The organism is Klebsiella sp. GB_Kp056, from assembly GCF_040064755.1.
Taxonomy (GTDB): domain Bacteria; phylum Pseudomonadota; class Gammaproteobacteria; order Enterobacterales; family Enterobacteriaceae; genus Klebsiella; species Klebsiella quasipneumoniae.
On sequence record NZ_JBEAJA010000031.1, the window covers coordinates 1 to 24,800 of the forward strand.

22 protein-coding genes and 1 pseudogene are annotated in these 24,800 nt (G+C 60.3%); 13 read left to right on the forward strand and 10 right to left on the reverse strand.

The genetic code is table 11. The features are described 5' to 3' along the window. Window positions 1–395: 395 nt before the first annotated feature. Window positions 396–1,403 (reverse strand): Gfo/Idh/MocA family oxidoreductase, encoded by a 1,008-nt coding sequence (locus ABLV52_RS02255; RefSeq protein WP_023288686.1) that lies wholly within the window; start codon window positions 1,401–1,403, stop codon window positions 396–398. Window positions 1,404–1,505: 102 nt separating this feature from the next. On the opposite strand from ABLV52_RS02255, the gene ABLV52_RS02260 reads away from it, so the two are divergent. From ABLV52_RS02260 to ABLV52_RS02280, 5 genes and pseudogenes are all read left to right on the forward strand, one after another. Further along, window positions 1,506–2,525 carry a LacI family DNA-binding transcriptional regulator gene (locus ABLV52_RS02260; RefSeq protein ID WP_348889944.1) on the forward strand — a complete coding sequence of 340 codons (1,020 nt, stop codon included), beginning with the start codon at window positions 1,506–1,508 and terminating at the stop codon, window positions 2,523–2,525. Between the two features lie 429 nt (window positions 2,526–2,954). Continuing rightward, a complete protein-coding gene (locus ABLV52_RS02265) occupies window positions 2,955–3,878 on the forward strand; it encodes a sugar ABC transporter substrate-binding protein (protein ID WP_002892597.1) in 924 nt (307 codons plus the stop codon). Between the two features lie 32 nt (window positions 3,879–3,910). Then, complete coding sequence (locus ABLV52_RS02270) at window positions 3,911–5,395, forward strand: sugar ABC transporter ATP-binding protein (RefSeq protein ID WP_004202401.1); 1,485 nt, start codon at window positions 3,911–3,913, stop codon at window positions 5,393–5,395. A 19-nt stretch (window positions 5,396–5,414) separates the two neighbouring features. Further along, complete coding sequence (locus ABLV52_RS02275) at window positions 5,415–6,437, forward strand: ABC transporter permease (RefSeq protein WP_004152946.1); 1,023 nt, start codon at window positions 5,415–5,417, stop codon at window positions 6,435–6,437. A gap of 185 nt (window positions 6,438–6,622) precedes the next feature. Then, a pseudogene (locus ABLV52_RS02280) lies at window positions 6,623–7,232 on the forward strand (hypothetical protein). A gap of 47 nt (window positions 7,233–7,279) precedes the next feature. On the opposite strand, the gene ABLV52_RS02285 reads toward ABLV52_RS02280, so the two are convergent. From ABLV52_RS02285 to ABLV52_RS02305, 5 genes are all read right to left on the reverse strand, one after another. Next, window positions 7,280–8,290 carry a LacI family DNA-binding transcriptional regulator gene (locus ABLV52_RS02285; RefSeq protein ID WP_017898803.1) on the reverse strand — a complete coding sequence of 337 codons (1,011 nt, stop codon included), beginning with the start codon at window positions 8,288–8,290 and terminating at the stop codon, window positions 7,280–7,282. 23 nt (window positions 8,291–8,313) lie between these two features. Beyond that, window positions 8,314–9,714 (reverse strand): sucrose-6-phosphate hydrolase, encoded by a 1,401-nt coding sequence (locus ABLV52_RS02290; RefSeq protein ID WP_348889945.1) that lies wholly within the window; start codon window positions 9,712–9,714, stop codon window positions 8,314–8,316. Continuing rightward, window positions 9,714–11,084, reverse strand: a complete 1,371-nt coding sequence (locus ABLV52_RS02295) for a sucrose-specific PTS transporter subunit IIBC (RefSeq protein WP_023288691.1) — start codon at window positions 11,082–11,084, stop codon at window positions 9,714–9,716. Before ABLV52_RS02295 ends, ABLV52_RS02290 begins: the two co-directional genes overlap by 1 nt. 104 nt (window positions 11,085–11,188) lie before the next feature. Beyond that, window positions 11,189–12,706 carry a carbohydrate porin gene (locus ABLV52_RS02300; protein WP_348889946.1) on the reverse strand — a complete coding sequence of 506 codons (1,518 nt, stop codon included), beginning with the start codon at window positions 12,704–12,706 and terminating at the stop codon, window positions 11,189–11,191. Between the two features lie 164 nt (window positions 12,707–12,870). Further along, on the reverse strand, window positions 12,871–13,794 hold the full coding sequence (locus tag ABLV52_RS02305) for an aminoimidazole riboside kinase (RefSeq protein ID WP_348889947.1): 924 nt from the start codon (window positions 13,792–13,794) through the stop codon (window positions 12,871–12,873). 237 nt (window positions 13,795–14,031) lie between these two features. On the opposite strand from ABLV52_RS02305, the gene ABLV52_RS02310 reads away from it, so the two are divergent. The 3 genes from ABLV52_RS02310 to ABLV52_RS02320 all read left to right on the forward strand — a co-directional run bounded on the left by ABLV52_RS02310 (window position 14,032) and on the right by ABLV52_RS02320 (window position 16,297). Further along, window positions 14,032–14,673 (forward strand): Crp/Fnr family transcriptional regulator, encoded by a 642-nt coding sequence (locus ABLV52_RS02310; RefSeq protein WP_348889948.1) that lies wholly within the window; start codon window positions 14,032–14,034, stop codon window positions 14,671–14,673. 137 nt (window positions 14,674–14,810) lie between these two features. Further along, a complete protein-coding gene (locus tag ABLV52_RS02315; RefSeq protein ID WP_023288695.1) occupies window positions 14,811–15,155 on the forward strand; it encodes a DUF3302 domain-containing protein in 345 nt (114 codons plus the stop codon). Then, the gene (locus tag ABLV52_RS02320; RefSeq protein WP_023288696.1) at window positions 15,155–16,297 is read left to right on the forward strand and encodes an HlyD family secretion protein; all 1,143 of its coding nucleotides are present in this window, start codon (window positions 15,155–15,157) and stop codon (window positions 16,295–16,297) included. The genes ABLV52_RS02315 and ABLV52_RS02320 overlap by 1 nt, the downstream gene beginning before the upstream one ends. A gap of 41 nt (window positions 16,298–16,338) precedes the next feature. Here the strand turns inward: ABLV52_RS02320 and ABLV52_RS02325 are convergent, their stop codons facing one another. Genes ABLV52_RS02325 through ABLV52_RS02335 form a run of 3 tightly spaced genes read right to left on the reverse strand, consistent with a single transcriptional unit; the run spans window position 16,339 to window position 19,340 of the window. Beyond that, window positions 16,339–17,136, reverse strand: a complete 798-nt coding sequence (locus tag ABLV52_RS02325) for an ABC transporter ATP-binding protein (RefSeq protein WP_023288697.1) — start codon at window positions 17,134–17,136, stop codon at window positions 16,339–16,341. Continuing rightward, complete coding sequence (locus ABLV52_RS02330) at window positions 17,133–18,161, reverse strand: iron ABC transporter permease (RefSeq protein ID WP_072096506.1); 1,029 nt, start codon at window positions 18,159–18,161, stop codon at window positions 17,133–17,135. The genes ABLV52_RS02325 and ABLV52_RS02330 overlap by 4 nt, the downstream gene beginning before the upstream one ends. Before the next feature lie 60 nt (window positions 18,162–18,221). After that, entirely contained in the window at window positions 18,222–19,340 is a 1,119-nt protein-coding gene (locus ABLV52_RS02335) for an ABC transporter substrate-binding protein (protein WP_032454771.1), read from the reverse strand. A 269-nt stretch (window positions 19,341–19,609) separates the two neighbouring features. Between ABLV52_RS02335 and ABLV52_RS02340 the strand changes: the two genes are divergently transcribed. After that, window positions 19,610–19,999 carry a hypothetical protein gene (locus ABLV52_RS02340; RefSeq protein ID WP_044521397.1) on the forward strand — a complete coding sequence of 130 codons (390 nt, stop codon included), beginning with the start codon at window positions 19,610–19,612 and terminating at the stop codon, window positions 19,997–19,999. A gap of 178 nt (window positions 20,000–20,177) precedes the next feature. Continuing rightward, window positions 20,178–20,633: an RcnB family protein gene (locus ABLV52_RS02345; protein ID WP_044521399.1), complete on the forward strand. Its 456-nt coding sequence runs from the start codon at window positions 20,178–20,180 to the stop codon at window positions 20,631–20,633. A gap of 60 nt (window positions 20,634–20,693) precedes the next feature. Here the strand turns inward: ABLV52_RS02345 and ABLV52_RS02350 are convergent, their stop codons facing one another. Continuing rightward, window positions 20,694–21,281 carry a YSC84-related protein gene (locus ABLV52_RS02350; RefSeq protein WP_048296942.1) on the reverse strand — a complete coding sequence of 196 codons (588 nt, stop codon included), beginning with the start codon at window positions 21,279–21,281 and terminating at the stop codon, window positions 20,694–20,696. 233 nt (window positions 21,282–21,514) lie between these two features. Here ABLV52_RS02350 and ABLV52_RS02355 point away from each other — a divergent pair, with 233 nt between their 5' ends. The 3 genes from ABLV52_RS02355 to ABLV52_RS02365 all read left to right on the forward strand — a co-directional run bounded on the left by ABLV52_RS02355 (window position 21,515) and on the right by ABLV52_RS02365 (window position 24,571). Then, complete coding sequence (locus tag ABLV52_RS02355; RefSeq protein WP_023288703.1) at window positions 21,515–22,693, forward strand: M20 aminoacylase family protein; 1,179 nt, start codon at window positions 21,515–21,517, stop codon at window positions 22,691–22,693. 19 nt (window positions 22,694–22,712) lie between these two features. Beyond that, entirely contained in the window at window positions 22,713–23,489 is a 777-nt protein-coding gene (locus tag ABLV52_RS02360) for a lysine/arginine/ornithine ABC transporter substrate-binding protein (protein WP_032454773.1), read from the forward strand. Between the two features lie 128 nt (window positions 23,490–23,617). After that, entirely contained in the window at window positions 23,618–24,571 is a 954-nt protein-coding gene (locus ABLV52_RS02365) for an aldo/keto reductase (protein WP_023288705.1), read from the forward strand. The last annotated feature ends 229 nt before the right edge of the window (window positions 24,572–24,800 follow it).

The window sequence follows — 24,800 nt, forward strand, 5'->3', positions numbered from 1 at the left end:
TGCGCGGGCCTGGGATGTCACTGCAACTGTGTGATATGGATGGTTATCATGCCCGCAGGCCGGGCAAGGCGTTGCCGCCGCCCGGCATAAAAGCGGCTCCGCGTCGGCTGTTCTTGCCCGGCGGCGCTGTGCTTGCGCGGGCCTGGGATGTCACTGCAACTGTGTGATATGGATGGTTATCATGCCCGTAGGCCGGGCAAGGCGTCGCCGCCGCCCGGCATAAAACGGCTCCGCGTCGGCTGTCCTTGCCCGGCGGCGCGGCGCTTACGCGGGCCTGGGATGTCACTGCAACTATTTGATATGGATGGTGATCATGCCCGTAGGCCGGGCAAGGCATTGCCGCCGCCCGGCATAAAGGCAGGTTCAGAGCCTGATAGCGGTTGCCACGCAACCACTCACCGACAGTCGTCAACGGCGACAAACTGGCCGCGCTGCAGAGACTGAACCGCCGCTTCGGCAATGGCCTGCGCCTGCAGGCCGTCCACCAGGCCGGGCAGGTCGGCCACGGTTTCACCATTCAGAGAGCGGATAAAGGCGTCAAGATGCTGGTAATAAGATCCTTGCACCCGGCTGAACCAGTCCGGCCACAGGCCTGGCTCAATGCGCTGATTGCCGCGCCACAGGGTAGGGCCCGCCGGCGACTGGCTGCCGGACTCCAGCGCGCCCTCTGCCCCCAGCAGGGTGATCCGTTCATCATACCCGTGGCCGGTGCGGCGGGTGTTGTCCAGCTGCGCCAGCGCGCCGCCGCGCATCTGCATCATCAGGATGGAGGTGTCGACATCGCCAAATTCGGCGATTTCCGGCAGGGCCAGCGCCGCGCCCATCGCCGCTACGGTATGCACTTCATCGCCGGTGAGAAAGCGCAGAAGATCGAAGAAATGGATCGCCTGATCGCGCATCTGACCGCCGGAGCTGCGCAGATAGTCGAGCGGCGGCATGCTGGAGGCGCGACAGACCATCTGCACCAGCTCGACCCTGCCGATCGCTCCCTGCTCCAGCTGGCGGCGCAACTGCTGATGGCTGCTGTCAAAGCGCCGGTTAAAGCCGACGGTGACCGGCACCTTAAGGGGAAGCACCCGCTCCACCACCTCGCGGGCGCGCGCCAGGGAAAGGTCGATCGGTTTTTCGCAATAGACCGCCTTGCCCGCCCGGGCGGCGGCTTCCAGCAGTTCGGCATGCGACGGGGTCGAGCTGGCGATCAGCACAGCGTCGATGGCGTCGCTACGGAGAGCCTCGCTCACCGTCACCGCCCGGGCGCCATAGCGGGCGGCCAGCGCCTGGGCGCGCTCCGGCGCGGCATCGGCCACCATCGTCAACTCGCTCCCGTCGTGACGGGCGAGGCTGGCGGCATGAACCTGACCGATAAAACCACTGCCTACCAGGGCAAAACGTTTGCACTTCATTTTATTCTCCAGAATGGCGAGGGGACGCTGCCACCATAATCGGTTTGCTAAACTCACTGACACTGCCGTTTTGATGTATTTCCATCATTGAAGAGAGGGGCGATGAAAAACATGTCACTGGCGATGCTGGCCAGACAGATTGGCGTCGGCGTGGCCACCGTTGACCGGGTGCTGAACGAACGCGGCGGCGTATCGCCGCAGACCACGCGCAAAGTGCTGCAGGCGGCGCGGGAGGCGGGGCTGAAGCGGATCCTGCCGGAGGAGCACCGCTTTCCCTGGCAGATTGAGCTCTTTCTCAGCAGCAATGACTCTTTCTTTTTTCCGCAGCTGGCGCAGGATTTCGCCGCCGTCGCGGATAGCCTCGGCTATCGTCGTCTGACCCTGCACCGCACCTTTGTCCCGGAGTCGCAGCCGGCGACCCTGGCCCGGCGCATTATGCGCAGCGGCCAGCAGCGCCAGGGGATCATCGTTTTCGGCAATGACCATCCTGTGGTGCATGACGCGCTGCGCCGCTGTCGGGAAGCGGGCGTCCCCGTCATCACCCTGGCGACAGATCTGCCCGGCGCCGACCGGCTCTGCCACGTCGGGATCAATCAGTTGCAGGCTGGCCGCACGGCGGGGTTAATGATAGGGAGAATGACGCCGCGGCCCGGGGAGGTGCTGATGGTGAGCGGCCGGGAGGATTACAGCGCGCATCGCCTGCGCATCCAGGGGTTCCGCGAGGTGCTGAGCCAGCGCTTTCCCCATCTGCAGCTCAACGAGGTGCTGGCGGGCGAAGAGCGGCGGGAGCAGATCACCCGCCTGCTGGAGCAGGCCCTGTGCCGCAGCCGGCATATTGTCGGGATCTATAACACCGGACTTGGCAATACTCAGATTGCCGAGGCGCTGGCACGCCACCGCCGCGAAGGCGACGTCTGCTGGATCACCCATGAGCGCTACAATACCACCCGCCAGCAGCTGGCCAGGGGCAGCCTGGCGTTAACGCTCGATCAGAACACCCGCCAGCACGCCCAGCTGGCGATCGACCTGATGCTGCGCCATCTGGAGTCCGGCTATCAGCCGCAAACCTATGCCGACGGGAAAGTCGACTTTATCCTCTACAGCGCCGAGAACGTCGACTAAGGCGTGCGGCGCCTCCCTTCCTGACAACGCGGATCTCCCCGCCGGGTAAATGCCAACCCCGCCGGGGGCGATCGCTGTAAAGCGTTGTCTGCCTCTCATTTTTCGCTCATTTATGCAGCAATGTTAGATGTCTGTCAAAATTCTGTTACTGCATGGTTTTAAAATTTTCATTTCAGTTATTTACTTATAAAAGTTTCAAATGTCTTGTTAATGAAATAAATGGTCTGGAATTCACGATGTGGCATAAATGGACTGATGTTTCAAAAAAGTGATGATAAAACAGCCATTATTTGTGATTCCGATCACGACGAAATGCGGAAAACCCCGCAGCGCCGTCGCCGTCACAACAGACATTTGTCGCAATCTGACTGAAATTAATTTTTCATTTTGTTTCATTCACCGGCGTACCTACAAAATCAAGGATCAACTATGAATATTAAGAAAACGATTGTTGCCTCTTTGTTAGCCTGCATGCTGCCTGCGGTGGTTATGGCAAAAGATGTCTCCATTGGCGTCTCGATGGCGCTGTTTGACGATAACTTCCTGACGATCCTGCGTACCTCGATGCAAAAAGAGATGAAAAAAGATGGGGTGAAATCGCAGATCGAGGACGCGAAAGGGGATGTCTCCCAGCAGCTGCAGCAGGTGCAGAACTTTATCGGCCAGGGCGTGGACGCCATTATCGTCAACCCGGTGGATACCAACGCGGTCAAACCGATCATGGATCAGGCCACCAAAGCCGGGATCCCGCTGGTGTTTGTGAACCGTCGCCCGCAGGCGGAGCTGACCGACAAGATGGCCTATGTGGGGTCGGATTCGATTCTCGCTGGTCGTCTGCAGATGGAAGCGCTGGCGAAAGCGATGAACGGCAAGGGCAATGTGGCGATCCTGCTCGGCGACCTGGCGAATGAATCCACTCGCGACCGCACCAAAGGGGTGGAAGAGGTCGTGGCGAAATACCCGAACATCAAAATCGTGCAGAAGCAGACCGCGAAATTTACCCGCAATGACGCCGTGGACGTGGTCAGCAACTGGATGACCAGCGGCGAGGATATCCAGGCCATCGCCTCCAACAACGATGAAATGGCGATCGGCGCCCTGCAGGCGCTGGGTAAAAACCCGAACCATATTCTCATCGCCGGCGTGGATGGCACCCCGGATGCGCTGCAGATGCTGAAGAGCGGCAAGATGATCGCCACCATCTTCCAGGATGCGAAAGGCCAGGGCGAGGGCGCCGTAGACGCGGCCATTAAGCTGGCGAACGGCGAGAAAGTGGAAAAGATCATCGACGTGCCGTATCAGCTGATCACCAAAGAGAACATGGCTGAATTTACCAATCGTAATCAGAAATAATCCTGGCCAACCTGTGGTACGGAGGTGGATGTATGAACGCTTTTGCCCTTGAAGCCGAAGGTATCAGTAAGTTCTTCCCCGGCGTGAAGGCGCTCGACAATGTCTCATTACGCGTGCGCCCGGGAACGGTGCACGCCCTGATGGGCGAGAACGGCGCCGGTAAATCCACGCTAATGAAGTGCCTGATCGGTATCTATCGCCCGGATAAAGGATCGATTCGCGTGAAAGGGGAGCCGGTGGAGTTTACCGACACCATGGATGCGCTGCGCTCGGGGATCTCGATGATTCACCAGGAGCTGAATCTGGTGCCACATATGACGGTGGCGGAAAATATCTGGCTGGGGCGCGAGCCGATGAAGTACGGCTTTGTCGACCACGGCCAGCTGACCCGCCAGACCCAGGCGCTGCTGGATAAGCTGAATATTCGCTTAACTGCCGACCGGCTGGTGGGCGACCTGAGCATCGCCGCCCAGCAGATGGTGGAGATTGCCAAAGCGGTCTCATGGAACGCGGATATTGTGATCATGGATGAGCCCACTTCGGCGCTGACCGAAGGCGAGGTGGCTCACCTGTTCACCATTATCCGCGACCTGCGGGCCCAGGGCAAAGCGATCATCTATATCAGCCATAAAATGGATGAGATCTTCGCGATCACCGATGAGATCAGCGTCTTTCGCGACGGCACCTGGGTGGGGAGCAAAAACACCACCGAATTTACCCGCCAGTCGCTGATCACCCAGATGGTCGGCCGCGAATTAACCCAGCTGTTCCCGAAATTTAATAACACCATCGGCGAAGAGGTGCTGACGGTGCGCAACCTGACGCGTCAGGGCGTGTTCCATGACGTCAGCTTTACCGTGCGTCGCGGCGAGATCCTCGGCGTGGCCGGGCTGGTGGGCGCCGGGCGCAGCGAGGTGATGGAAAGCCTGTTCGGTATGGAACGCTTCGACAGCGGCGAAGTGCTGATCGACGGGGCGCCGGTGACCATTGATTCTCCCTCCGTGGCGATTGAAAAGGGGATGGCGTTATTAACCGAAGACCGCAAAAAGTCGGGCCTGTTTCTGGTGCTGTCGGTGCTGGAAAATATGAGTATCGTCAAAATGCCGGAATATATCGGCAAGAGCGGTTTTGTCCAGCACGTGAAAATGGCCGAAGACTGCATGGAGCAAATCCGCCGGCTCAATATTAAAACGCCGACGATGGATCAAATTATTAATAACCTCAGCGGGGGGAATCAGCAAAAAGTCCTGATTGCGCGCTGGCTGTTAGCGCAACCGAAAATCTTAATTCTCGATGAGCCGACCCGCGGCATCGACGTCGGGGCGAAGGCGGAAATTTATCATCTTATCAGTGAACTGGCGAACCGGGGGGTGGCGGTCATTATGGTCTCCTCTGAGCTGCCGGAAATCCTTGGCATGAGTGACCGGGTCATGGTGATGCATGAAGGTCGTATCACCGGCATCCTGGAAAAAGACGAAGCCGACCAGGAAACCATTTTGTCGTTGGCATCCCATTGAGGCACAGAGAATGAGTAATATGAAATTAACGGCGGCTCCGGCCAGCGAGGGTTCCTCCTTCTTCGCTAATTTGCGGCATAAAATGCCGAAAGATACCGGCATCTTTGTAGTGATGCTGGTGATTGCCCTGACATTTGAAATCGCCGGCTGGTATGTTCGCGACCAGTCGTTCCTGCTCAATACCAACCGCCTGGTGCTGATTGTGCTGCAGGTGGCGATCATCGGCATCATCGCCGTCGGCGTCACCCAGGTGATCATCACCACCGGGATTGACCTCTCCTCCGGCTCGGTTATCGCCCTCGCGGCGGTGGTGGCGGCGAGCCTGGCGCAAACCTCCGACAGCCTGTCGCCGATGTTCCCGGCGCTGGTCAACCTGCCGGCGGTGATCCCGATTTGCGCGGGGATCGGCGTCGGCCTGCTGTGCGGGCTGACCAACGGTTTCCTGGTGACGCGAACCGGTATCCCGCCGTTTATCGCCACCCTCGGGATGATGGTCTCGGCGCGCGGTCTGGCGCAGTATTACACTCAGGGCAATCCGATAAGCTTCCTCTCCGACAGCTTTACGGCGATAGGCCAGGGGGCGATGCCGGTGATCATCTTCTTCGTGATCGCCGCGGTGTTTCACATTGCGCTGAAGCATACCCGGTATGGCAAATATGTGTATGCCATCGGCGGCAACATGACCTCGGCCAAAGTGTCCGGCATCAACGTGAATAAGTACCTGGTGATTGTCTACACCATCGCCGGGGCGCTCTCCGGGCTGGCGGGGGTGGTGCTGGCGGCGCGCGTCAGCAGCGGCCAGTCCAGCATGGGGATGTCCTACGAGCTGGACGCGATTGCCGCAGCGGTGATCGGCGGCAGCAGCTTAATGGGCGGGGTGGGGCGCATTACCGGCACCCTGATTGGCGCGATGATCCTTGGCCTGATCAAGAGCGGCTTTACCTTTGTCGGCGTCGATGCCTACGTGCAGGATATTATTAAAGGGATCATTATCGTCGCGGCGGTGACCATCGACATGCGCCGCAACCGGAAAAAACACTAATCTTATCAACTGGCGGCAACGGCGAAGCGCGTCGTTGCCGCCAGTCCTGTCCAGAAATAAACAAAATACTCCCCGCCTGGCGCCGGCTGTCTATTTTTCCCGCGCTGCGCATCCTGTACAGTTTCGCGACTTTTGTTGTCCATTCGCCAGGGGGCCACGCCTTGCCCCCTGGTTTCTGGAGTCGTATGAATACACCATCCATAGGCAAATCCTCGCCGGTCTGGCGACCGGGAAGAAGGGGCGTGATCGTCACGCTGCTCGTTGGCCTGGCGATCCTGATCATCGGCCGGGGCGGGCATTTTCTGGCCAGAGAGGTTTGCCGCGAAATGTATACCCGTCAGCTGGAGAAGGATGCGCAGTGGGTGGCGTCACGCCTCGAACGGCGGATGAACACGCCGGCGCGGCAGCGGGAAGCCACCTGGCCGCTGGCGGTGATGCGCGCGGATCTCTATGCCCTGGCCCGGCAGCGACATTATCAGCTGCTGCTGGTGAATAGCGACGGGCATCTGCTGGCGGCATCGCATGCGCTGCCGGCCAGCGTGCTGGCCCAGGTTCAGGCGCAATTTCCCAGGGAGATGCAGCCGCCGCTGTTCGGCAGCCATTACCAGACCATTCAGCCCTTCGCCCCGCATCAGCGGATGTTAAGCCGGGCGCTGAACGGCAATGCAGGCCTGGCGGGCTGGAATCTCGTGATGCTGGCGCCGGACGGCGGATTGCCCTCGCTGCTGATGGCTTACCGTTGGCCGGTCACGATTGGCCTCGGCGCGGTGCTCGCCGGCACGCTGCTGGCGGTGAGGCGGGCGGCGCGCGCCCGGCGAAAACGCTAATTGCCGACGGCGCCGTCAGGCATGGCGAAACTGCAGGGTGGCGGGCAGATAGCGCTGGAGCGGCTCCGGCGCCTGGCCGTCGATCAGCTGGCTGAGCAGATCGTAACAGTGCCAGGCCAGCTGGCGATTATCCTGTTGCACGGTATCAATGCGCAGGGAAAGTGAATCGTACAGATAGTGATCGTCGAAGCTGGCGAGATGAATATTGGAGTCCAGCAGATGGTGCTGGCTCATATAGCGCAGGACCCCTTCGAGCAGGCCGCAGGCCGCGGTGAACAGCGCCTTCGGCGGCCGGCCCAGCCGCGCGCAGAGCGCGGCGAACATCTCATAGCCGGAGCTGGGGTGATAGTTGCCGTTGATCACCCACTCGGGACGCAGCGTGACCCCCGCCTGAGCCAGGCCCTGGGTGAATCCCGCCAGCCGGTCGCGCGATGGCGATAGCCGCGGCTGGCCGCCGAGAAACCAGAACTCGTCCGCATGCTGAGGAGCGATGCGGGAGATCAGCTCGGCCGTTGGGGTGACCGAGTCGGTCATCACCAGCGGCAGGGCGCTGTCGCTGGGGGAGCGGTCAAACAGCACCACCGGCAGCTGTTCGCTGAGCTTCAGGTAGTCGGCATCGCTGTGCATGCACGAGGCGACGATCAGGCCGTCGACCTGGCGAGCAATCATGTTATTGACCACCACGCTCTCCTGGCCGGGGTTTTCGTCGGTGCAGGAGATAAGCAGCTGCACGCCGGCTTCCCGGCAGAGCGTCTCAAGCTCATGGGAGAAAACGGCAAACCCGTAGTTGGTGATTTCCGGCACCACCAGGCCAATGGTATGGCTGCGGTTATCGCGCAGCGAGCGCGCGTGAATGCTGGGTTGATAGTGCTGCTCGCGGGCGATCGCCAGCACGCGCTCGCGCGTCTCCTGCGCCACGCGCAGCTCTTTGCCACGACCGTTAAGCACCAGACTGGCGGTCGCTTTGGAGACGCCCGCCAGTTCGGCGATATCTTTGATAGTTACGCGTTTGGTTTTCATCAGCACCCGGGAGCCTGAAAGCAAAACGGTTATTCTACCATGCATGGCCGCAGCAGCCAGCGGCAGAATGCCACCGGCGTCGCACCGCTGAAGATTAACTGCCCCGGATAGCCCGGGAAGAAGCGGCTGCTCATCACCCCTTCGCCATCGTTGATGAAAATCTCCACGCTGGAGCGGTCGATAAAGATCTGCAGGCGCCGCGCCTCGCCGCGCCAGTAGCGGTGATGCATCTCCGCCGTCTGCAGCCCGCGGCGCGACAGGCGCAGGCCGTCGCGGTTGACGGTGAGCTGCAGGGCGCCGGCAAAATCCAGCCCCAGCGTGCTGTTGGGGGCGATGTCAAAGGCCAGCTCCATCGGGGCGAGGGGCAGGGTCTGTCCGCGCCAGTCCTCGGCTTCGCCGCGCAGGGCGGCCAGCTCGCGCAGCGGGCGCTGATACAGGGTGCCCGCCTGCCACTCCAGCTCGCGCACGCAGGTCATCTGGTGGATCCACCCCTGCGCGCGGGTGGGTTGATGCATCTCTTCCCCATCCGGGACGCCCATCCAGCCGACCAGCAGGCGGCGGCCATCCTCGGCCAGCATGGTTTGCGGCGCGTAGAACTCAAATCCGCTGTCCAGCTCGTGCAGCGGACCATGGTCGAAGGCGCCGCGTTCGGCGTCGAAACGGCCTGCCATCCACACCGCCGGATAGGTATTGAGAAAGCGCTGCGCTTCGCGGGCCAGCCCCTGCGGGCAGCAGATCAGCAGGTGGGTGTCCGCCAGCGGAAACAGGTCCGGGCACTCCCACATGTAGCCGCCGTTCGCCAGGCCGTTAACGTCATGCCCGGCTATCTCGCCCACCAGGCGCCAATCCCGCAGGTCGCTGGCGGTAAACAGCAGCACTTTGCCGCGCTGTTGCACATCCTGCGCCCCGAGGACCATGTACCAGCGCCCGTCCTGTCGCCACACTTTAGGGTCGCGCACATGGCCGGTATAGCCTTCCGGCAGTGGCAGCACCGGCCCCAGCTTGCGGAAGGTGCCATCGGCATTTTCCGTCGCCAGACATTGCCAGGCGGTGCGCCCGCCGTCGGGGAATTTCACGTTGCCGGTATAGCACAGGGTCAGGGCGCCCTCGAACTCGACCGCGCTGCCGGAGTAGCAGCCGTTGCGGTCATACTCTTCATCCGGCATCAGGGCGATAGGTTCATGCCGCCAGTGCAGCAGATCGGCTGAGCTCCAGTGTCCCCAGCACTTGTAGGTGTGGTCGCAGGCGAGCGGGTTCCACTGATAAAACAGGTGGTAACGCCCGGCGACCTGGCAAAAGCCGTTGGGATCGTTCAGCAGTCCGCTGACCGGCGCCAGATGCCATTGCGGGTAATGGCTGTCGGCCAGCGCCTGCGGCTGGCCCTGCATAACGGCCTGCAGGATCGCAGGCAGGCGTGACGGTAATGACATTATTCAGCGTCCGTTTTGTATTTCAGCGTCAGAGAGAGCGTGAAGGCCACGGCGAAGGCGATCGCCATCCCGATAATGTAGTTCAGCAGCGAGCTGGCCTGCACGATGGCCATTCCCGGGATCGCCGTCAGGCCCACCGCGGTCATGTAGACGTGCATCGACACCACCCAGGCGCCGCCGGCGGCACCGCCCACCAGCGCGGCGATGAACGGTTTCACAAAGCGCAGGTTAATCCCGAAGATTGCCGCCTCGGTGATCCCCAGCATCGCCGAAAACGCCGACGGCAGGGTGATAGCTTTGATTTTGGCATCTTTGGTTTTAAACCACACCGCAAAGCAGGCGCCGCCCTGGGCGACGTTGGCCATGGCCCAGATCGGCAGCAGGAAGTTGACGCCGATCGACGGATTGCCGAGCAGGCCCGCCTCGATGGCATGGAAGCTGTGATGGATACCGGTAATGACGATCACCGAATAGAGGCCGCCAAACAGCAGGCCCGCCAGCCAGCCGGCGTGGCTGATAAGCGTGCTGAGGATAAACGAAATGCCGTCGCCGAGCGCGCGGCCGGCCGGGCCGATTAGCAGCAGGGCGATAAAGCCGGAGATAATCACCGTCAGGAACGGCGTGAGGATCAGATCCAGCGCGTCAGGGATAATGCGGCGCAGCCGTTTCTCGACAAGGCTCATAAACCACACCGCCAGCAGCACCGGGAAGACCGTGCCCTGATAGCCGATCATCGCCACTTCGATGCCGAAGAAATTCATGGTGTGGAAGCCGGCGGCGACGCCCCAGGCGTTGGTCAACGCCGGGTGGGTAAGGATCCCGCCGAGGGTCGCGCCCAGATAAGGGTTACCGCCAAATTCGCGGGCGGCGGTAAAGCCGATCAGGATCGGCAGAATGATAAACGCCGCCGAGCTGCACATATCCAGCATGATATAGATAGCGTTGCCCGGGTCGACCCAGCCGTAGGTTTTCACCATCCCCAGCAGGCCCATCAGCAGGCCGGAGGCGACGATGGCCGGAATAATCGGCACGAAGATGTTGGACAGCAGGCGGGCGATGCGCTGGAACGGGTTCAGCTTTTTCGCCGCCAGGTCGGCGGCTTCGGATTTGCTCGATTCGCTGATGCCCGCCGCCTGGATAAAGGCGGCATAGACTTTATTGACCACCCCGGTACCGAAGATGATCTGCATCTGGCCGGCATTGCGAAAGCAGCCTTTCACGCCGTCGATTTTGCCAATCGCCTGCTGGTCGGCGAGCGCGTCGTCGACCAGCACCAGCCGCAGGCGGGTGGCGCAGTGCGCGGCGCTGGCGATATTTTCCTTGCCGCCCAGCAGGGGAAGCAGTGAGCGGGAAATCTGTTCAAAATCCATAGTACCCTCTGAATGCATGATGATATGGCGTGGGCGGCGCCGGCCGTGGCAGGCACCGCGAACCTTATATTTATGTGTGACTTACCCTGTCGTCCGGGTTCACGTCAGAACCAGGTCTCCATTTGCATACCGAACGACCATTCGCCGCCCGATTTGAATCCGTTGCTGCCTAACGCGTCGTCGTTGGCGTAGTTATCCAGCTTTTTGCTCCAGTCCATCCACGAGGTGTAGAAGCGGATCTCCGGGCGCGAGAAGAAGTCGCCGATGCTGCCGACCTTGAAGGTCGGGGCGAAGGTCAGCTTGTAGAAGCTGCCGTTGACCGCATGGCGATCGTTGTAGCCTTCAGGCTGCAGATCCATGTACTGATAGGTGCCCTCCCAGGCGAGGGCGAAGTTCTGCGTGACCTCCTGAATCAGACGCAGGTTGAGAGTGGCCCACTGATAGCTGTCGCCATCGACATAGCGGTCTTTACTGCTCTGCGCCAGCACGGCCGGGGCAATAAACCAGCGATCGCTCAGCGGCGTGGTGCCGTAGCTGGCTAAACGCCAGGTATTGGCCCCCGGACGCAGCGCGCCGTCGGAGCCGATGCCTTTAACCTCGGCGCCCAGTCCGTGGCCATACAGCAGGGCCGTTTTGCTGGTCCCGTCGCGCAGGCCATAGAAGCTCTCATTGTGCAGACCCAGCAGGGCATGAACCCCGGTGTTAGCGGCATCGCCTTTCACCAGATTGCCGTTCGCGTCCTGGCGGTCGTCATTATCTTTCGCCCGCATCCCGCTGACCATCATCTGCACCGGGCCGGCAAAGTTATTCATGCTGACGATATAGTTCTGCACGCTGTTGCTGCTGTCGGCGATATCGCCAAAGTTGCGGCCATATAACGAGAAGTTGCTGCGCAGGCTGTCGTTCCACTTCACGTCGTAGATCCCGCCGCCGGTCCCGGCGAGGAACACCACATCCGAGTCAACCCAGTGGATGTCGAAGTTGTCGCGGTCAAAGCGTTTCCCGGCCCACAGGGTCGAGCCTTTGAACGGACCCTCGAAGGTCGGCAGGTTGCCGAGCTCGACGAACGCCTGGCGCACGTTCAGGTCGCTGCTGCTCGCCGTCCAGTCGTTATAGGTAGTTTGCCCGTCGGCCACCATCACTTTGAAACGGGTGGTCGCCCCGTTGTCCAGGGTCTGCTTATGTTCGAGGTTCATTTCCACATAGGTGTCGGCCTGGTTGCCAAGACGACCAATGGCGCCGCCGGTCTCCCCGGCGGGGGTCATATAGGCCCCGGATTTCGTGCTGGCGGCGGAGTCGTTCATGATCACCCCGGAGCGGGCGTAGCCGTGGAACTCAAAGCCGCCGGGCCGTTCGGCTTTTTCTTCCAGTTGGGTGGTGCGCTTGGCCACCTGCTGGGTGGTGGCCTGGGTTTGCTGCTGCTGCTGGGTTAGCTGCTGAACTTTCTGCTCCGCTGAGGCGGCGCGGCTTTCGGCGGTACTGGCGCGGGTCTCGGCATCCTGCAGACGTTTTTCCAGGGCGGCGAGACGCGCTTCAATGCTGTTCAGGTCTGTCTGCCCATGGGCGGCGGCGGCGCCGGTTAGCAAAGCAATAAGAATGGCTAACTTCCGTTTTTTATACATGTTGGTGGCATCCAAAGGTAAATCAGTGAGTGTGCTAACGTTTGCTAAACCGGTTTAGTTGATATGGTAAACATGTCGGTAACGCAGTGAAAATAAAAATTGCTAAACCGGTTTAAGAATTGTGATGTCGCCAGCAAAGTGGGCCGTTAGCCGGCCCAACGGGATCACAGCGAGCGCTGAAGATCCTCCCTGTAGGGCAGGGCGGTCATGGCGCCTTTGGCGGTGGTGGCCAGCGCGCCGCAGGTTTGCGCCAGCGCGAGGTCCGGCACCAGGGCGGCGAGGTTATCAGGGATGCCGTGGGCGGCGAGCCCGGCGAGCAGCCCGGCGACAAAGGCATCGCCGGCGCCGGTGGTATCGACGGCCACTACCGGGCGGGCGGGGAAGTGGCTAACCTGCCCGCGCAGCGCGGCCTGGACTCCCGCTTTGCCCTGGGTGACCAGCAGCAGCGTCGGCTGGAAGCGGGCGTTCAGCCGGGCGATGCCGCTGACGATGTCGTCGCTGCCGCTGATAAAAGCCAGCTCCTCTTCCGACAGTTTTATGGCGTCGGCGAGGGCCAGCGCCCGGTCGAGACAGTCGCGCAGCTCCTGCGGATCCTGCCACAGGTCGCTGCGGATATTGGGGTCGAAGCTGACATAGCCCCCGGCGCGCTTTATCGCCTCCATCGCCGCGAATGCCGTGCTGCGGCTCGGTTCCGCGCTGAGGGCGATAGAGCAGACGTGCAGCCACTGGCCGGCGGCGAACGGCGGAAGATCCTCAGGCGCAAGAAACAGGTCGGCGCTCGGGCGGACCATAAAGGTAAAGGTGCGCTCCCCGTGCCGATCGAGATCGACCACCACCGTGGAGGTGCGCTGCGCGGCGTCGAGGCGCATAAAATCCACATCGACCTGCTCCTGCGCCAGGGTGTGGCGCATAAAGCGACCGAACGGATCGTCGCCGACGCGGCCGATAAACCCGCTGTCGCCGCCGAGCCGCGCCACGCCGACCGCGACGTTGGCCGGCGCGCCGCCGGGGCATTGCAGCAGGCGGCCCTCTCCGTCGGGCAGGAGATCGACGACCGCATCGCCGAGTACCCAGATTTTACCATTCATAGGACAGCTCCTCTTAGCTAAACTTTGTTAAACCGGTTTAGCTAATTAAAGCACAGCCTGGCGGCAAGCGGAACGATTGGTGGACGAAAGGGCGGGGCGAGGGTAAAAAATGTGAGCCAGGCGGAATATTTCGCCACTCCAGATCTGGACTTTTCCTTCCTGACCCGCTTAGGTATAGTTCCACAGGCCGCGGTTAACCCCGCCGCGGTGATAAAAGGTGAAGGAGTGCGTAGCGCGATGAACCCCAGTTTTGGCGATATTTACGATCGGTACCAGAAGCTGTCGCTGACCACGCACCTGCCGGCGGTCATCGCCTGCAGTGAAACCCTGAGCCTGAGTAAAGACCAGCCATTTCTGCCGCAGCCGGGCTATCTCTATTTTTTGCTGCAGGGGCAAATGACGCTGGCCTTTGGTGATGAGCAGAACCTGATCGGGATTGTTATCGCGCATATGCCGTTAGGGCTGCTTGAACATTATTGTCCGTCGGTGGCGCTCTATTATCGGTGTCTGGGCGAATGCCAGCTGGCGAAAATATCCGCCAGCGATTTTGAACGGATATTCTTTCATTCGTCGCCGGGCTATATGCAAGAGCTGACCACAATCCTGGCCTATATGAGCATATTTGCCCTTGATGCCCACTATGAACGCGGCAGCCAGACCAGCTTTCAGACCATTAAATCAATGCTGTCGCGCTATTTATATCGTGGAGGAATCGATGGTGGTCAGCATGAAAGCCTGTCGGCATTTATTATTAAACGGACCAATCTTTCGCGCAGCTATGTTTATCAGGTGCTGGCCGCCCTGCGCGAGGGGGGATATATCACGGTGAAAAAAGGCAAACTGATTTCCATCGACCGTCATATTCCTGAGAAATTCTGATTCAGGTTCGTCGGCTCCCCGACATAACGTCGCTAAAACCCGCCCGAGGAAAGCGCTACGCGCGCGTTTTCCCCCGGCCCCGTTACGCCTGAACCTGGCCGTTTTATTTATTTAACCTTTCACTCTGGAGTTATTTTATGACCCTGGACTATGTGGCGCTGGCCATTCTCATCGCCGTGGCCTTAATACTTTTTTATGGCGTGATTGTTATTCACGATATTCCTTATGAAATCGCCAAAGAGCGGCGCCATCCTCATCAGGATGCGATTCATTATGCCGGCTGGGTCAGCTTATTTACCCTGCATGCCCTGTGGCCCTTGTTGTGGATCTGGGCGACGCTGTGGCGCGAAGACCGCGGATGGGGAATGCGCCGCATCGCCGACGATCAGCAGGCCCTGCATCAGCGTCTGGAGACGGTCGTTCAGCGACTGGAGCAGGTGCAGCGCGAGGTCGAGGAACTTAAAGCGAAGGAGGCAGAATAATGGAAACGTTAATGTTGCTGACCTACGCCGCGCTATGCATCGTGGTGTTTAAAGTATTCCGCATTCCGCTTAATAAGTGGACCGTGCCGACGGCGGTGCTCGGCGGTATCGCCCTGATTGGCGCGGTGATCTTCGGGATGAACTACAACTTCCCCTATACCGACGTCGGTAATCAGGTGTTTCGCACCGTGCCGATTGTGTCGCAGGTGCGCGGTCGGGTGCAGACCGTACCGGTGAAGCCTAACCAGAGGCTGCATAAGGGCGATGTGCTGTTTACTCTCGACCCGACGCCGTTCCAGGCAAAGGTGGACGATCTGCAGGCGCAAATTAAAGCGGCCAGTCAGGATGCGCTCTCCCTCAACGCCGCGTTAAGCCAGGCGGAGGCCGAGCTGAGCAGAGCGGTGGCCCAGCGCGACCAGTCGCGGCGGGAGTATGCCCGCTTTCGGGAGGGGCATGCCCAGGGCGCCTTCTCCGATCAAATGGTCGATACCCGTCTGCAGACGTGGAAAGCCGATGAAGCCAGCGTCAGCGCGGCTCAGGCGAACGTGGTTCAGGCGCGTAACGCGCTGGACTCGGTGGTGAAGGGCAAAAATACCACCGTGGCCTCCCTGCTGGCGCAGTTGCAGAAGGCGCAGTTTCAGCTGGATAACACCGTCGTCCGCGCCCCGGAAGACGGCTATGTCAGCACCGTCGGCTTACGGCCAGGCACCATGTCCACCGCGCTGGGGATGCTGCCGGTGATGACCTTTGTGCCGGTGGAGGGCGACGCCTCGCGGGAGTATGTCGCGGCATTTCGCCAGAACGCCCTGCAGCGTCTGCACAAAGGCGAGCCTGCGGAGCTGATGTTTCCGGCCATTCCGGGCACCGTCTTCCGCGGGGAAGTGGCCGACGTGCTGCCGGCGATTGGCGAGAGTCAGTTTCAGGGCCAGGGCAAACTGCTGACCACGGACGCGCTCAATACCCATGGCCGGGCGCTGGTGGTGCTGAAGGTGACCGATCCGCGATTTGCCGAATACGCCCTGCCGCAGGGGGCCACCCTCGAGGCGGCGGTCTACTCGGATCACCTGAAAGAGCTGTCGCTGATCCGGAAGATCTTGATCCGCATGAAGAGCTGGGAAAACTATATCTATCTCGATCACTAAGCCGGCGGGCGCGGGGAGGCCGTATCCTCCCCGCGCCGCGGTCAGGCCTCGCTGTCCACCAGCCCGTCAATAATCACCTGCCGCACCCCCTGCGAACAGGGTTCAATACGCCCGCGCACGCCGTAGACGGCCGCCAGGGTCTCGGGGGTGATGACCGCGGCCGGGGTGCCGTCGCCGAGCAGCTGGCCCGCTTTGAGCATCAGCACATGGTCGGCGTGACGCAGGGCAATATTGATATCGTGCACCACCACCAGGGTCACGATGTTGCGCCGCCGGGTCTCCCGGCGCACCAGATCCATCACGTGAAATTGATAGTTGAGATCAAGCGCGCTGAGCGGTTCGTCGAGCAGTAGCAGGCGCGGCTGGCGAATCAGCGACTGGGCGAGACCCACCAGCTGTTTTTGCCCGCCGGAGAGCTGATCGAGGTAGCTCATCGCCAGATGGGCAATTCCCAGCTGGCGCAGCAGCGCCATCACCTCCTCCTGGTGCTGCGGACTGTGGCGTCCTCCGGCGGCGCGCTGGGCCACGATAATCGACTCCAGCACATGCAGATGCACGCCGGCGGGCAGCGTCTGCGGAAGATAAACCACCTGTTCCGCGCGACGTGCGAACGGCTGCGTCAGCAGATTTTCCCCCTCCAGCAGCAGCTCGCCGCGGCAGGGGCCCAGACCCGCCATCGCCCGCATTAACGTCGATTTACCGCTGCCGTTTGGCCCCAGCAGCGCGGTGATTTTCCCCCGCGGCAGATGGGGAACCGTCAGGTTCTCGATCACCTTGCGTCTGGGGTAGCCGGCGCTGAAGTGAGACAGCGACAGCCCGGATAACGTCTGGTCGCTCATACCTGCCCCCGGTGACGTAAAATAATGCTTAAAAAGAACGGGACCCCTACCAGGGAAGTGACGATCCCCACCGGAATAATGGCCCCCGGGATCAGGTTCTTCGAGGCGATGGAGGCCAGGGAGAGCACCAGGGCGCCGATCAGCGCGCTGGCGGGCAGGTAAAAGCGATGGTCTTCGCCGAAGAGCATCCGCGCAATATGCGGCGCCACCAGGCCGATAAAGCCGATTGGCCCGACAAAGGCCACCGAAAGCGCCGACAAAATGCTGATCCGCAACAGTGTGGCCAGGCGCAGACGGCGAACGTTAATGCCAAAGCTGATGGCCCGGTCCTCGCCCAGACGCAGGGCGGTCAGCTTCCACGCGCTGCGCAGCGACAGGGGCATCACCAGCGCCAGGGCGACCAGCAGGATGGCGACTTTGCTCCAGGAGGCGCGGTCGATGCTGCCCATGGTCCAGAACACCAGCCCCTGCAGCGTGTCTTCATTGGCGATAAACTGCAGCATCGAGACCAGGGCGTTAAAGGTAAAGACCAGCGCGATGCCGAACAGAATGACGCCGGAGGTGGCCACCTGGGTCCAGCGGGTAATGCCGTCCAGCAGCAGGGCCGCCAGCAGGGCGAAGATAAAGGCGTTGGCCGAGATAAACCACTGGCCGGGAATACCGGGCAGGCCAATACCCAGTACAATCGCCAGTGCGGCGCCAAACGCCGCAGCCGAGGAGACGCCCAGGGTAAACGGACTGGCCAGCGGATTATTGAGGATGGTCTGCATTTCGGCACCGGCCAGTCCCAGCGCCAGACCGACGATAATCGCCATCACCGCATAGGGCAGCCGGATGTCCCAGACGATGGCGCGAGTGCCCGGATCGGCGCTGGCCGGATCGGTTAACGTCTGCCACAGGCTCTGCAGCGGCAGTCCGGAGGGGCCGAGCATAAAATCGAGCAGCAGCGAAGCGACAATCAACAGCGCCAGCAGCAGCATCAGCAGCAGGCGGCGACGCACGATATGGCGATAATGATCCATCACGCCAGGCGTCCCGGCGGGCAGCCCGTCCAGAACGGAGTCGGAAGTTAAACGCATGCCGGATTACTCGCTCTGCTGCCAGGAAAAGACGAACGGCTGGTCCGGCAGGTCGGTGAAATGGCGCACGATATAATGATAAGTCTCATCCGGGTTGAGATCGCGGAAGGCCTGCGGATAGATATCTTTCGCCAGATACTCCATGCCGACAATATTCCACGGGTGATTATAGAAGTGGTGATAGACGCCATACGCTCGCTTTTCCTGTACCGCCGGGATCTGGCTGACCCCTGGCCGCGCCAGCAGCGTCTGCGCCTGGGCCTTCACCGCCTCCGGCTTGACTTCATAGCCCAGGGGCAGCACCTGGCTGTTGCCACGCTTCGAGCCGGTCATGATCCAGGCGTCGGGCTTCATGCTGATGATTTTCTCCAGCGAGACGAACCCGGAGGCGCCCGGCAGCAGCTGCGAACCGATATTGTTCGCCCCGACCGCCTCCACCAGCCCGCCCCAGCCGCTGTGGCCATGAGTAAAGCAGCAGGCGTCGCTGTTGCCGGCCAGCGCTTCCACGAAGACGTTGGCCTTCGGCGTGATGGCTGCGGTTTTCTGACGAATCGTCTGCAGCTGATGGCGATAGTAATCGGTAAAGGCTTTGGCCTGGCTCTCGCGGTTAAGCACTTTGCCCAGCAGGTCGATGCTGGGGGCGGTATCTTTCGCCGGGTCGATCTCATAGTCGACAAACAGCACCGGAACGTGCAGGGCGCTAAGCTTGTCAATGACCCCGCTCTCCATCAGCGCAGGCCTGGCGCGCAGCTGGGCGATCATCAGATCCGGCTGGCGGGCGATGACGCTTTCAAGATCGACGTTCCCCTTGTCGCTGAAGCCCATGTCCAGAATCGTAGCCGACTGCGGCCACGCCGTTTTCAGCATCTGCCAGGTGGCAACATCCTGCTTTTTCGCCAGATTATTCCATGCCACCAGCCGCTTAAACGGATTGTCCCGGTCCAGCAGGGCGAGGGTCATAATGTCGCGACCATCCTGCAAAATAATACGCTGCGGCTCTTTGACCAGGGTGACCTGCCGGCCGTCAAGGTCGGTAACCGTCAGCGGATATTGGGTCGCATAGCTGAGGAAGGGCGTCGCGATCAGCGCAGTAAGCAACAGCGATCTTACTGATTTTCTTGCCATAAAAGGAGTTCCGTTTGCCAATTTATAAATATAATGATTCTGAGAATTATTCTCGGATAAACCTCAACGGCAAGTATATCAAGGGCAAATTTCACGAAATGTAACAAACGTGTTGGAAATTATGTGAACGCCGACAGGGCGCACGGCGGCAGCATTTTCTGCCATGATTGGAGGTCGAAAACGTTTTTCAGGCTAATTCCTAATGTCATCCCCGGTTCGCTGTGCCATCCTGAATGCGACTCATAACATGACATGTGAGAGAGGATATTATGAAAAAAGCAATGATTGCGTTATCGGCTATTCTGGTTGCGGCTCCGGTTTTTGCTGCGACAACACATGCAACAGAGGATACCGTCGCGGCGGCCAATGCCAACGCCAACACCGCCAAAGAGAAGCTGCACCAGGCCCAGCACGAGGGCGAAGAGCAGCAGCTGAAGGCGAAACATGCGGCCGAAGGCAAACAGGATAGCGTCGGCAGCCAGGTGAGCGAAGGCGCGCAGAAGACCTGGAACAAGACCAAAGAAGGGACTGAGAAAGGTTGGGATAAGACCAAAGAGGTCAGCGAAAAAGGCTGGAACGCCACCAAATCCGGCGCAGAAAAGGGCTGGGATAAAACCAAATCCGGCGCTGAAGAGTTAAAAAATAAAGTGACTGAATAAGTCCTGATAGCAGTCTGAATAAAGGTCGCGAGAGCGGCCTTTTTTATTGCTCGTCCTCCCCCATAATGCCTTCCCCGACAGCAGAAACCCCAGGTGCCAGGAATCGTCCTGGTTAAGCGGATACTCACTCTTTCTTCACATTTTCCCGTTACAAAGAACTTCAATCAGGAGGTGTAAGATGAAAAAGATGATTTCTCTGGCGGTAATGTTATCCACTGTGCTGAGCGTCCCGGCCTTTGCCGATGGCCCGAACGACGGCCATCGCCCGGGGCAGCCAACGGTGTGGCAGAACGGTCCGGATCATAATGGGCATGCGCCGCAGGGCGGACCTGACGCGCATCATCAGGGTGACCATGACCAGCGTGGTCCGGATCGTGACGCTCATGACAAACGCGATCAGGCTCGTCATGAGCAGGACCATTTCGCCTGGCGCGGTAACGATTTCCGCAAAGGCCACCCGGCTCCGGCGCCGTTCCGTGGCGATGAGTATCGCGTCCGTGACTGGAGCGACCGCGGCCTGCCGCCCCCGCCGGAGGGCCATCACTGGTCCTATATCGACGGTAACTATGTGCTGATCGCTGCGGCGACCGGGATCATCACCTCGATTCTGGTGAGCGGCGCCCTCGGCCACTAAATGCGCGTTTCCCAACGCCGGGCAGGGAACACCTGACCCGGCGATGGATCACCGCCGGGGCTACGGGTTCAGTTCGTCATCCGGCCAGTATTTATAGCCATTGACCATCGCCTGGGCGGCCAGCCCCTTGTCGGTGATTTCATAGACGTTCACTTTCGACGGCAGCGAGGAGGTGTCCTTCGCTACGCCGTTCGCGGAGGCGGCGATCGGCGCGATGCCTTTGTCATCATATTTCGCCGCGGCGTTCGCATCGGCGCCGACCATATATCCCTGGCGGATAAAGCGATCCAGGGCCGCTTTATCGTGGAAGACCAGCACCGTGCGCTGCTGCTTGATCCCTATTCCCAGACCGGCGCCGCCCTGGGCCATTTTCATATAGGTGTCCTTCCCGGAGGCCGTATCCCGCACCACGCCGTAGCCGCTGCCAAATCCGAACAGCAGGATCTTGCTGCTGTTATTGGCGAATACCGCATAACCCTTCGCATGCTGAATATCGCTGCGGGCCTCGGGCTGCAGAGTGTACAGTTTGTTGAGGGTTTCGTTGCGCATCTTCTGAATGCTGGCCCGCTGCTGGCTGGCGGTATCGCCCTGCGCGCTGCAGCCCGCCAGCGCGGTCATGGCGACGAGGAAAAGCGTCTGTAATTTCATAGAAATCTTTTTATTTAAATCTGAATATGGCCGGGGATGGTAGGGTAAATAATGGTTAATTCTCCATAAAATAAACGTTTATTTTTAAACTTCGCTGTTTTTAATGCTTATTGCACTGTTACGAACGCATTATTAAATAAGATGCCGCCATCGCCGGTATTAGAAATCCTGCTTGCATAAAGTTTTCACCACGATACCGTGTTAAGTCCTTACGATATTTCCCGGAGAGCGGCATGAGTGATTATGTAATTCCAGAAATTAAAGCGACGGAAGCGGAAATGATTTCTCTGCGTCATTATTTACATGCCAATCCGGAATTAAGTCTGGAAGAGTTTAATACCAGCGAACTGGTTGCCGGCAAGCTGACCGAGTGGGGCTACCAGGTGACGCGCGGCCTCGGCAAGACCGGCGTGGTCGGCAGCCTGAGCAAAGGCGACTCGCCGCGCACCATCGGCCTGCGCGCCGATATGGACGCTCTGCCGATTCATGAAACCACTGGTTTACCCTGGGCCAGCACGGTGTCGGGGAAAATGCACGCCTGCGGTCATGACGGTCATACCACCATTCTGCTGGCGGCGGCGAAATATATCGCCTCGCCGGCCTGTCAGTTCAACGGCACGGTGCATCTGATTTTTCAGCCGGCGGAAGAGGCTATCGGCGGCGCCGATTTAATGATTAAAGACGGCCTGTTCGAGCAGTTCCCCTGCGAACGCATTTTCGGTCTGCACAACATGCCGGGGCTGCCGGTGGGCAAGCTGGGCTTCTACGCCGGTAACTTTATGGCCTCGGCGGACACCGTCAAAATCACCCTTACCGGCTACGGCGGCCACGGCGCCCATCCGGAGCGCACCGTCGACCCGATCGTCGCCGGCGCGGCGCTGGTGATGGCTCTGCAGAGCATCGTGGCGCGCAACGTGCCGCCGGGCGAAACGGCGGTGGTCAGCGTCGGCACCTTCCAGGCCGGTATCGCCTCCAACGTTATTCCGGAGAGCGTGGTGATGGAGCTCAGCGTGCGGGCGATGAAGCCGGAAATCCGCGACCTGCTGATCAAACGTATTCACGAGCTCAGCGAATTTACCGCCAAAAGCTATGGCGCCAGCAGCGCAGTAGAGGTTTACGACTCCTACCCGGTATTAACCAACAGCCCCGAAGAGACTGATTTCGCCCGGGCGCTGGCGCTGGAGGTGTTTGGTCGCGAGGGGGTGCTGGAGTCGGTCTCGCCGATGAACGCCAGCGAGGACTTCGCCTTTATGCTGCGCGAACGTCCGGGCTGCTACTTCCTGCTGGGCAACGGCGAGCAGGGGGAGAAGGGCGGCTGCATGGTGCATAACCCCGGCTACGACTTCAACGATGACATTATCACCACCGGCGCGACGCTGTTCGCCCGCCTGGTGGAAAAGCACTGCCGTTAACCTCTGGAGAAGAACTGGAATGAAAAAATCACTGTTGCTATGGCTGGCGTTAATGGCGTCGACGTCGGCGCTGGCCGACGGGGGAAAGGCGATCCGCTTCGGCGTCGACCCGACCTTCGCGCCGTTTGAATGGAAGGATCCGCAGGGCAAGCTGGCGGGGTTTGATATCGATCTAGGCAACGCCATTTGCCAGCAACTGCAGGCGAAATGCGTGTGGGTGGAAAGCAATTTCGACGGCATTATCCCGGCGCTGAAGGCGCGGAAATTCGACGCTATCCTTTCCGGGATGTACATGACCGAGAAGCGTAAAGCGCAGATTGCCTTTAGCGACAAGCTGTATAACGGGCCGGTGTTCCTCGTGGCGCGTAAAAATACCCTGCAAGGCAATACGCCGGCGCAGCTGAAAGGCAAAACCATCGGCGTCGAGCAGGGTTCGGCGCAGGAGACTTACGTCAATCAGCACTGGCGTCCGCAGGGGATCAACATTGTGGCCTACCAGGGGGCCGATAGCGTGGTGCGCGATCTGGAGTCCGGGCGCATCGACGGCGCGGTGCTTTCCGGGATGATGGCCGACTACAGCTTCCTGCAGCAGCCGCAGGGTAAGGCATTCACCTTTGTCGGCGGCCATCTGCAGGATGATACGCTGTTTGGCGCCGGGGCGGCGATCGGCTTGCGTAAAGACGATGAGGCGCTGCGTCAGGAAATAAACGGCGCGATTGCGAAGATCCTTGCCGACGGCACCTATAAAAAATTAGCCAGCAAATATTTTAGCTTTGATGTTTATTCCGGGACATAATGTCTGAGTGTACCCGCGGGCAAGGATCGCCCGCCGTAAGATTCCTTTTCTGATTATCCAATCGACCTCCTCTCCTGACCCCTGTGGTTACCTGAGGGAAGCAGAATATAAGCTAAGGAGTACTCGGCATGATGACACGTCCCTTGGGCAAAACCGGATTTTCCATCGCCCCGTTAGTGTTTGGCGGTAACGTCTTTGGCTGGACCATTGATGAAAAAACCAGTTTTGCCCTTCTTGATGCTTTTGTTGACCATGGTTTTGACGCTATCGACACGGCGGATGTTTATTCCCGTTGGGCGGAGGGCAACCAGGGCGGCGAATCCGAAACCATAATCGGCCGCTGGCTGCAGGCGCGTCCCGGCATGCGCGATAAGGTCAAAATCTTCACCAAAGTCGGCTCCGATCTCGGCCTTCCTGGCCATAAGGGACTCAGCAAAGCCTGGATCCAGCAGGCGGTAGACGACTCCCTGCGCCGCCTTAATACCGACTACATCGACCTCTACTTTTCCCACTGGCCGGATCCGCAAACTCCGGTAGCGGAAACGCTGGAGGCTTTCCACAGCCTGCAGCAGGCGGGGAAAATTCGCGCGATGGGGGCCTCTAACCTCGATGCGATGCAGCTGGCGGGGGCGCTGGAGGTGGCGCGTAAGGGCGGCTTGCCTGCCTGGCAGGTGCTGCAGCCGGAATATAACCTCTACCACCGCTCCGCCTTTGAAGGCGCGCTGTGCGATCTCTGCGTCAGCCGTGATATCGGGGTGGTGACCTACTACAGCCTGGCCTCGGGGTTCTTAACCGGTAAGTACCGTCAGCCGTCGGATCTGGCGCAGAGTCAGCGCGGAGGAAAGATTGGTAAGTACCTGAATCCGCGCGGGATGCGGATTATCGATACCCTGGTGGCGGTCGCGGAGGAGCTTGGGGCGAAGCCGGCGGAAGTGGCCCTGGCGTGGCTGATCGGCCGCGAAGGGGTGACCGCGCCGATCGCCAGCGCCACCAGCGTGGCCCAGGTGGAAAGTTTTGCCCGCGCGGCGGCGCTGAGCCTGAGCGCGGAGCAGGTGGCGCGGCTGGACAGCGCCAGCGCCTGAGTCACTCCCTCTTCCCGGCGGGGAGAGGGTGGAAGGGCTATAAATGGCGCGGACCGCAGGCCGGGTAAGGCGTAGCCGGCATCCGGCAACATGACGGGTATCGAGCCTGATATCTTGCCCGGTGGCGCTGCACTTACCGGGCCTACGAGGTGTCAGCCTGTGAGAGGACCCCGTAGGCCGGGTCAGGCGCAGCCGCCACCCGGCATAAAACGGCTCCGTGCCCGCTGTC

Coding starts and splice junctions, on each gene's coding strand:
- ABLV52_RS02360 (WP_032454773.1), top strand. CDS start 22,713: ATGAAAAAATCACTGTTGCTATGGCTGGCGTTAATGGCGTCGACGTCG.
- ABLV52_RS02295 (WP_023288691.1), bottom strand. CDS start 11,084: ATGGATTTTGAACAGATTTCCCGCTCACTGCTTCCCCTGCTGGGCGGC.
- ABLV52_RS02305 (WP_348889947.1), bottom strand. CDS start 13,794: ATGAATGGTAAAATCTGGGTACTCGGCGATGCGGTCGTCGATCTCCTG.
- ABLV52_RS02340 (WP_044521397.1), top strand. CDS start 19,610: ATGAAAAAAGCAATGATTGCGTTATCGGCTATTCTGGTTGCGGCTCCG.
- ABLV52_RS02345 (WP_044521399.1), top strand. CDS start 20,178: ATGAAAAAGATGATTTCTCTGGCGGTAATGTTATCCACTGTGCTGAGC.
- ABLV52_RS02315 (WP_023288695.1), top strand. CDS start 14,811: ATGACCCTGGACTATGTGGCGCTGGCCATTCTCATCGCCGTGGCCTTA.
- ABLV52_RS02310 (WP_348889948.1), top strand. CDS start 14,032: ATGAACCCCAGTTTTGGCGATATTTACGATCGGTACCAGAAGCTGTCG.
- ABLV52_RS02290 (WP_348889945.1), bottom strand. CDS start 9,714: ATGTCATTACCGTCACGCCTGCCTGCGATCCTGCAGGCCGTTATGCAG.
- ABLV52_RS02270 (WP_004202401.1), top strand. CDS start 3,911: ATGAACGCTTTTGCCCTTGAAGCCGAAGGTATCAGTAAGTTCTTCCCC.
- ABLV52_RS02275 (WP_004152946.1), top strand. CDS start 5,415: ATGAAATTAACGGCGGCTCCGGCCAGCGAGGGTTCCTCCTTCTTCGCT.
- ABLV52_RS02320 (WP_023288696.1), top strand. CDS start 15,155: ATGGAAACGTTAATGTTGCTGACCTACGCCGCGCTATGCATCGTGGTG.
- ABLV52_RS02300 (WP_348889946.1), bottom strand. CDS start 12,706: ATGTATAAAAAACGGAAGTTAGCCATTCTTATTGCTTTGCTAACCGGC.
- ABLV52_RS02255 (WP_023288686.1), bottom strand. CDS start 1,403: ATGAAGTGCAAACGTTTTGCCCTGGTAGGCAGTGGTTTTATCGGTCAG.
- ABLV52_RS02265 (WP_002892597.1), top strand. CDS start 2,955: ATGAATATTAAGAAAACGATTGTTGCCTCTTTGTTAGCCTGCATGCTG.
- ABLV52_RS02325 (WP_023288697.1), bottom strand. CDS start 17,136: ATGAGCGACCAGACGTTATCCGGGCTGTCGCTGTCTCACTTCAGCGCC.
- ABLV52_RS02260 (WP_348889944.1), top strand. CDS start 1,506: ATGAAAAACATGTCACTGGCGATGCTGGCCAGACAGATTGGCGTCGGC.
- ABLV52_RS02365 (WP_023288705.1), top strand. CDS start 23,618: ATGATGACACGTCCCTTGGGCAAAACCGGATTTTCCATCGCCCCGTTA.
- ABLV52_RS02350 (WP_048296942.1), bottom strand. CDS start 21,281: ATGAAATTACAGACGCTTTTCCTCGTCGCCATGACCGCGCTGGCGGGC.
- ABLV52_RS02355 (WP_023288703.1), top strand. CDS start 21,515: ATGAGTGATTATGTAATTCCAGAAATTAAAGCGACGGAAGCGGAAATG.
- ABLV52_RS02335 (WP_032454771.1), bottom strand. CDS start 19,340: ATGGCAAGAAAATCAGTAAGATCGCTGTTGCTTACTGCGCTGATCGCG.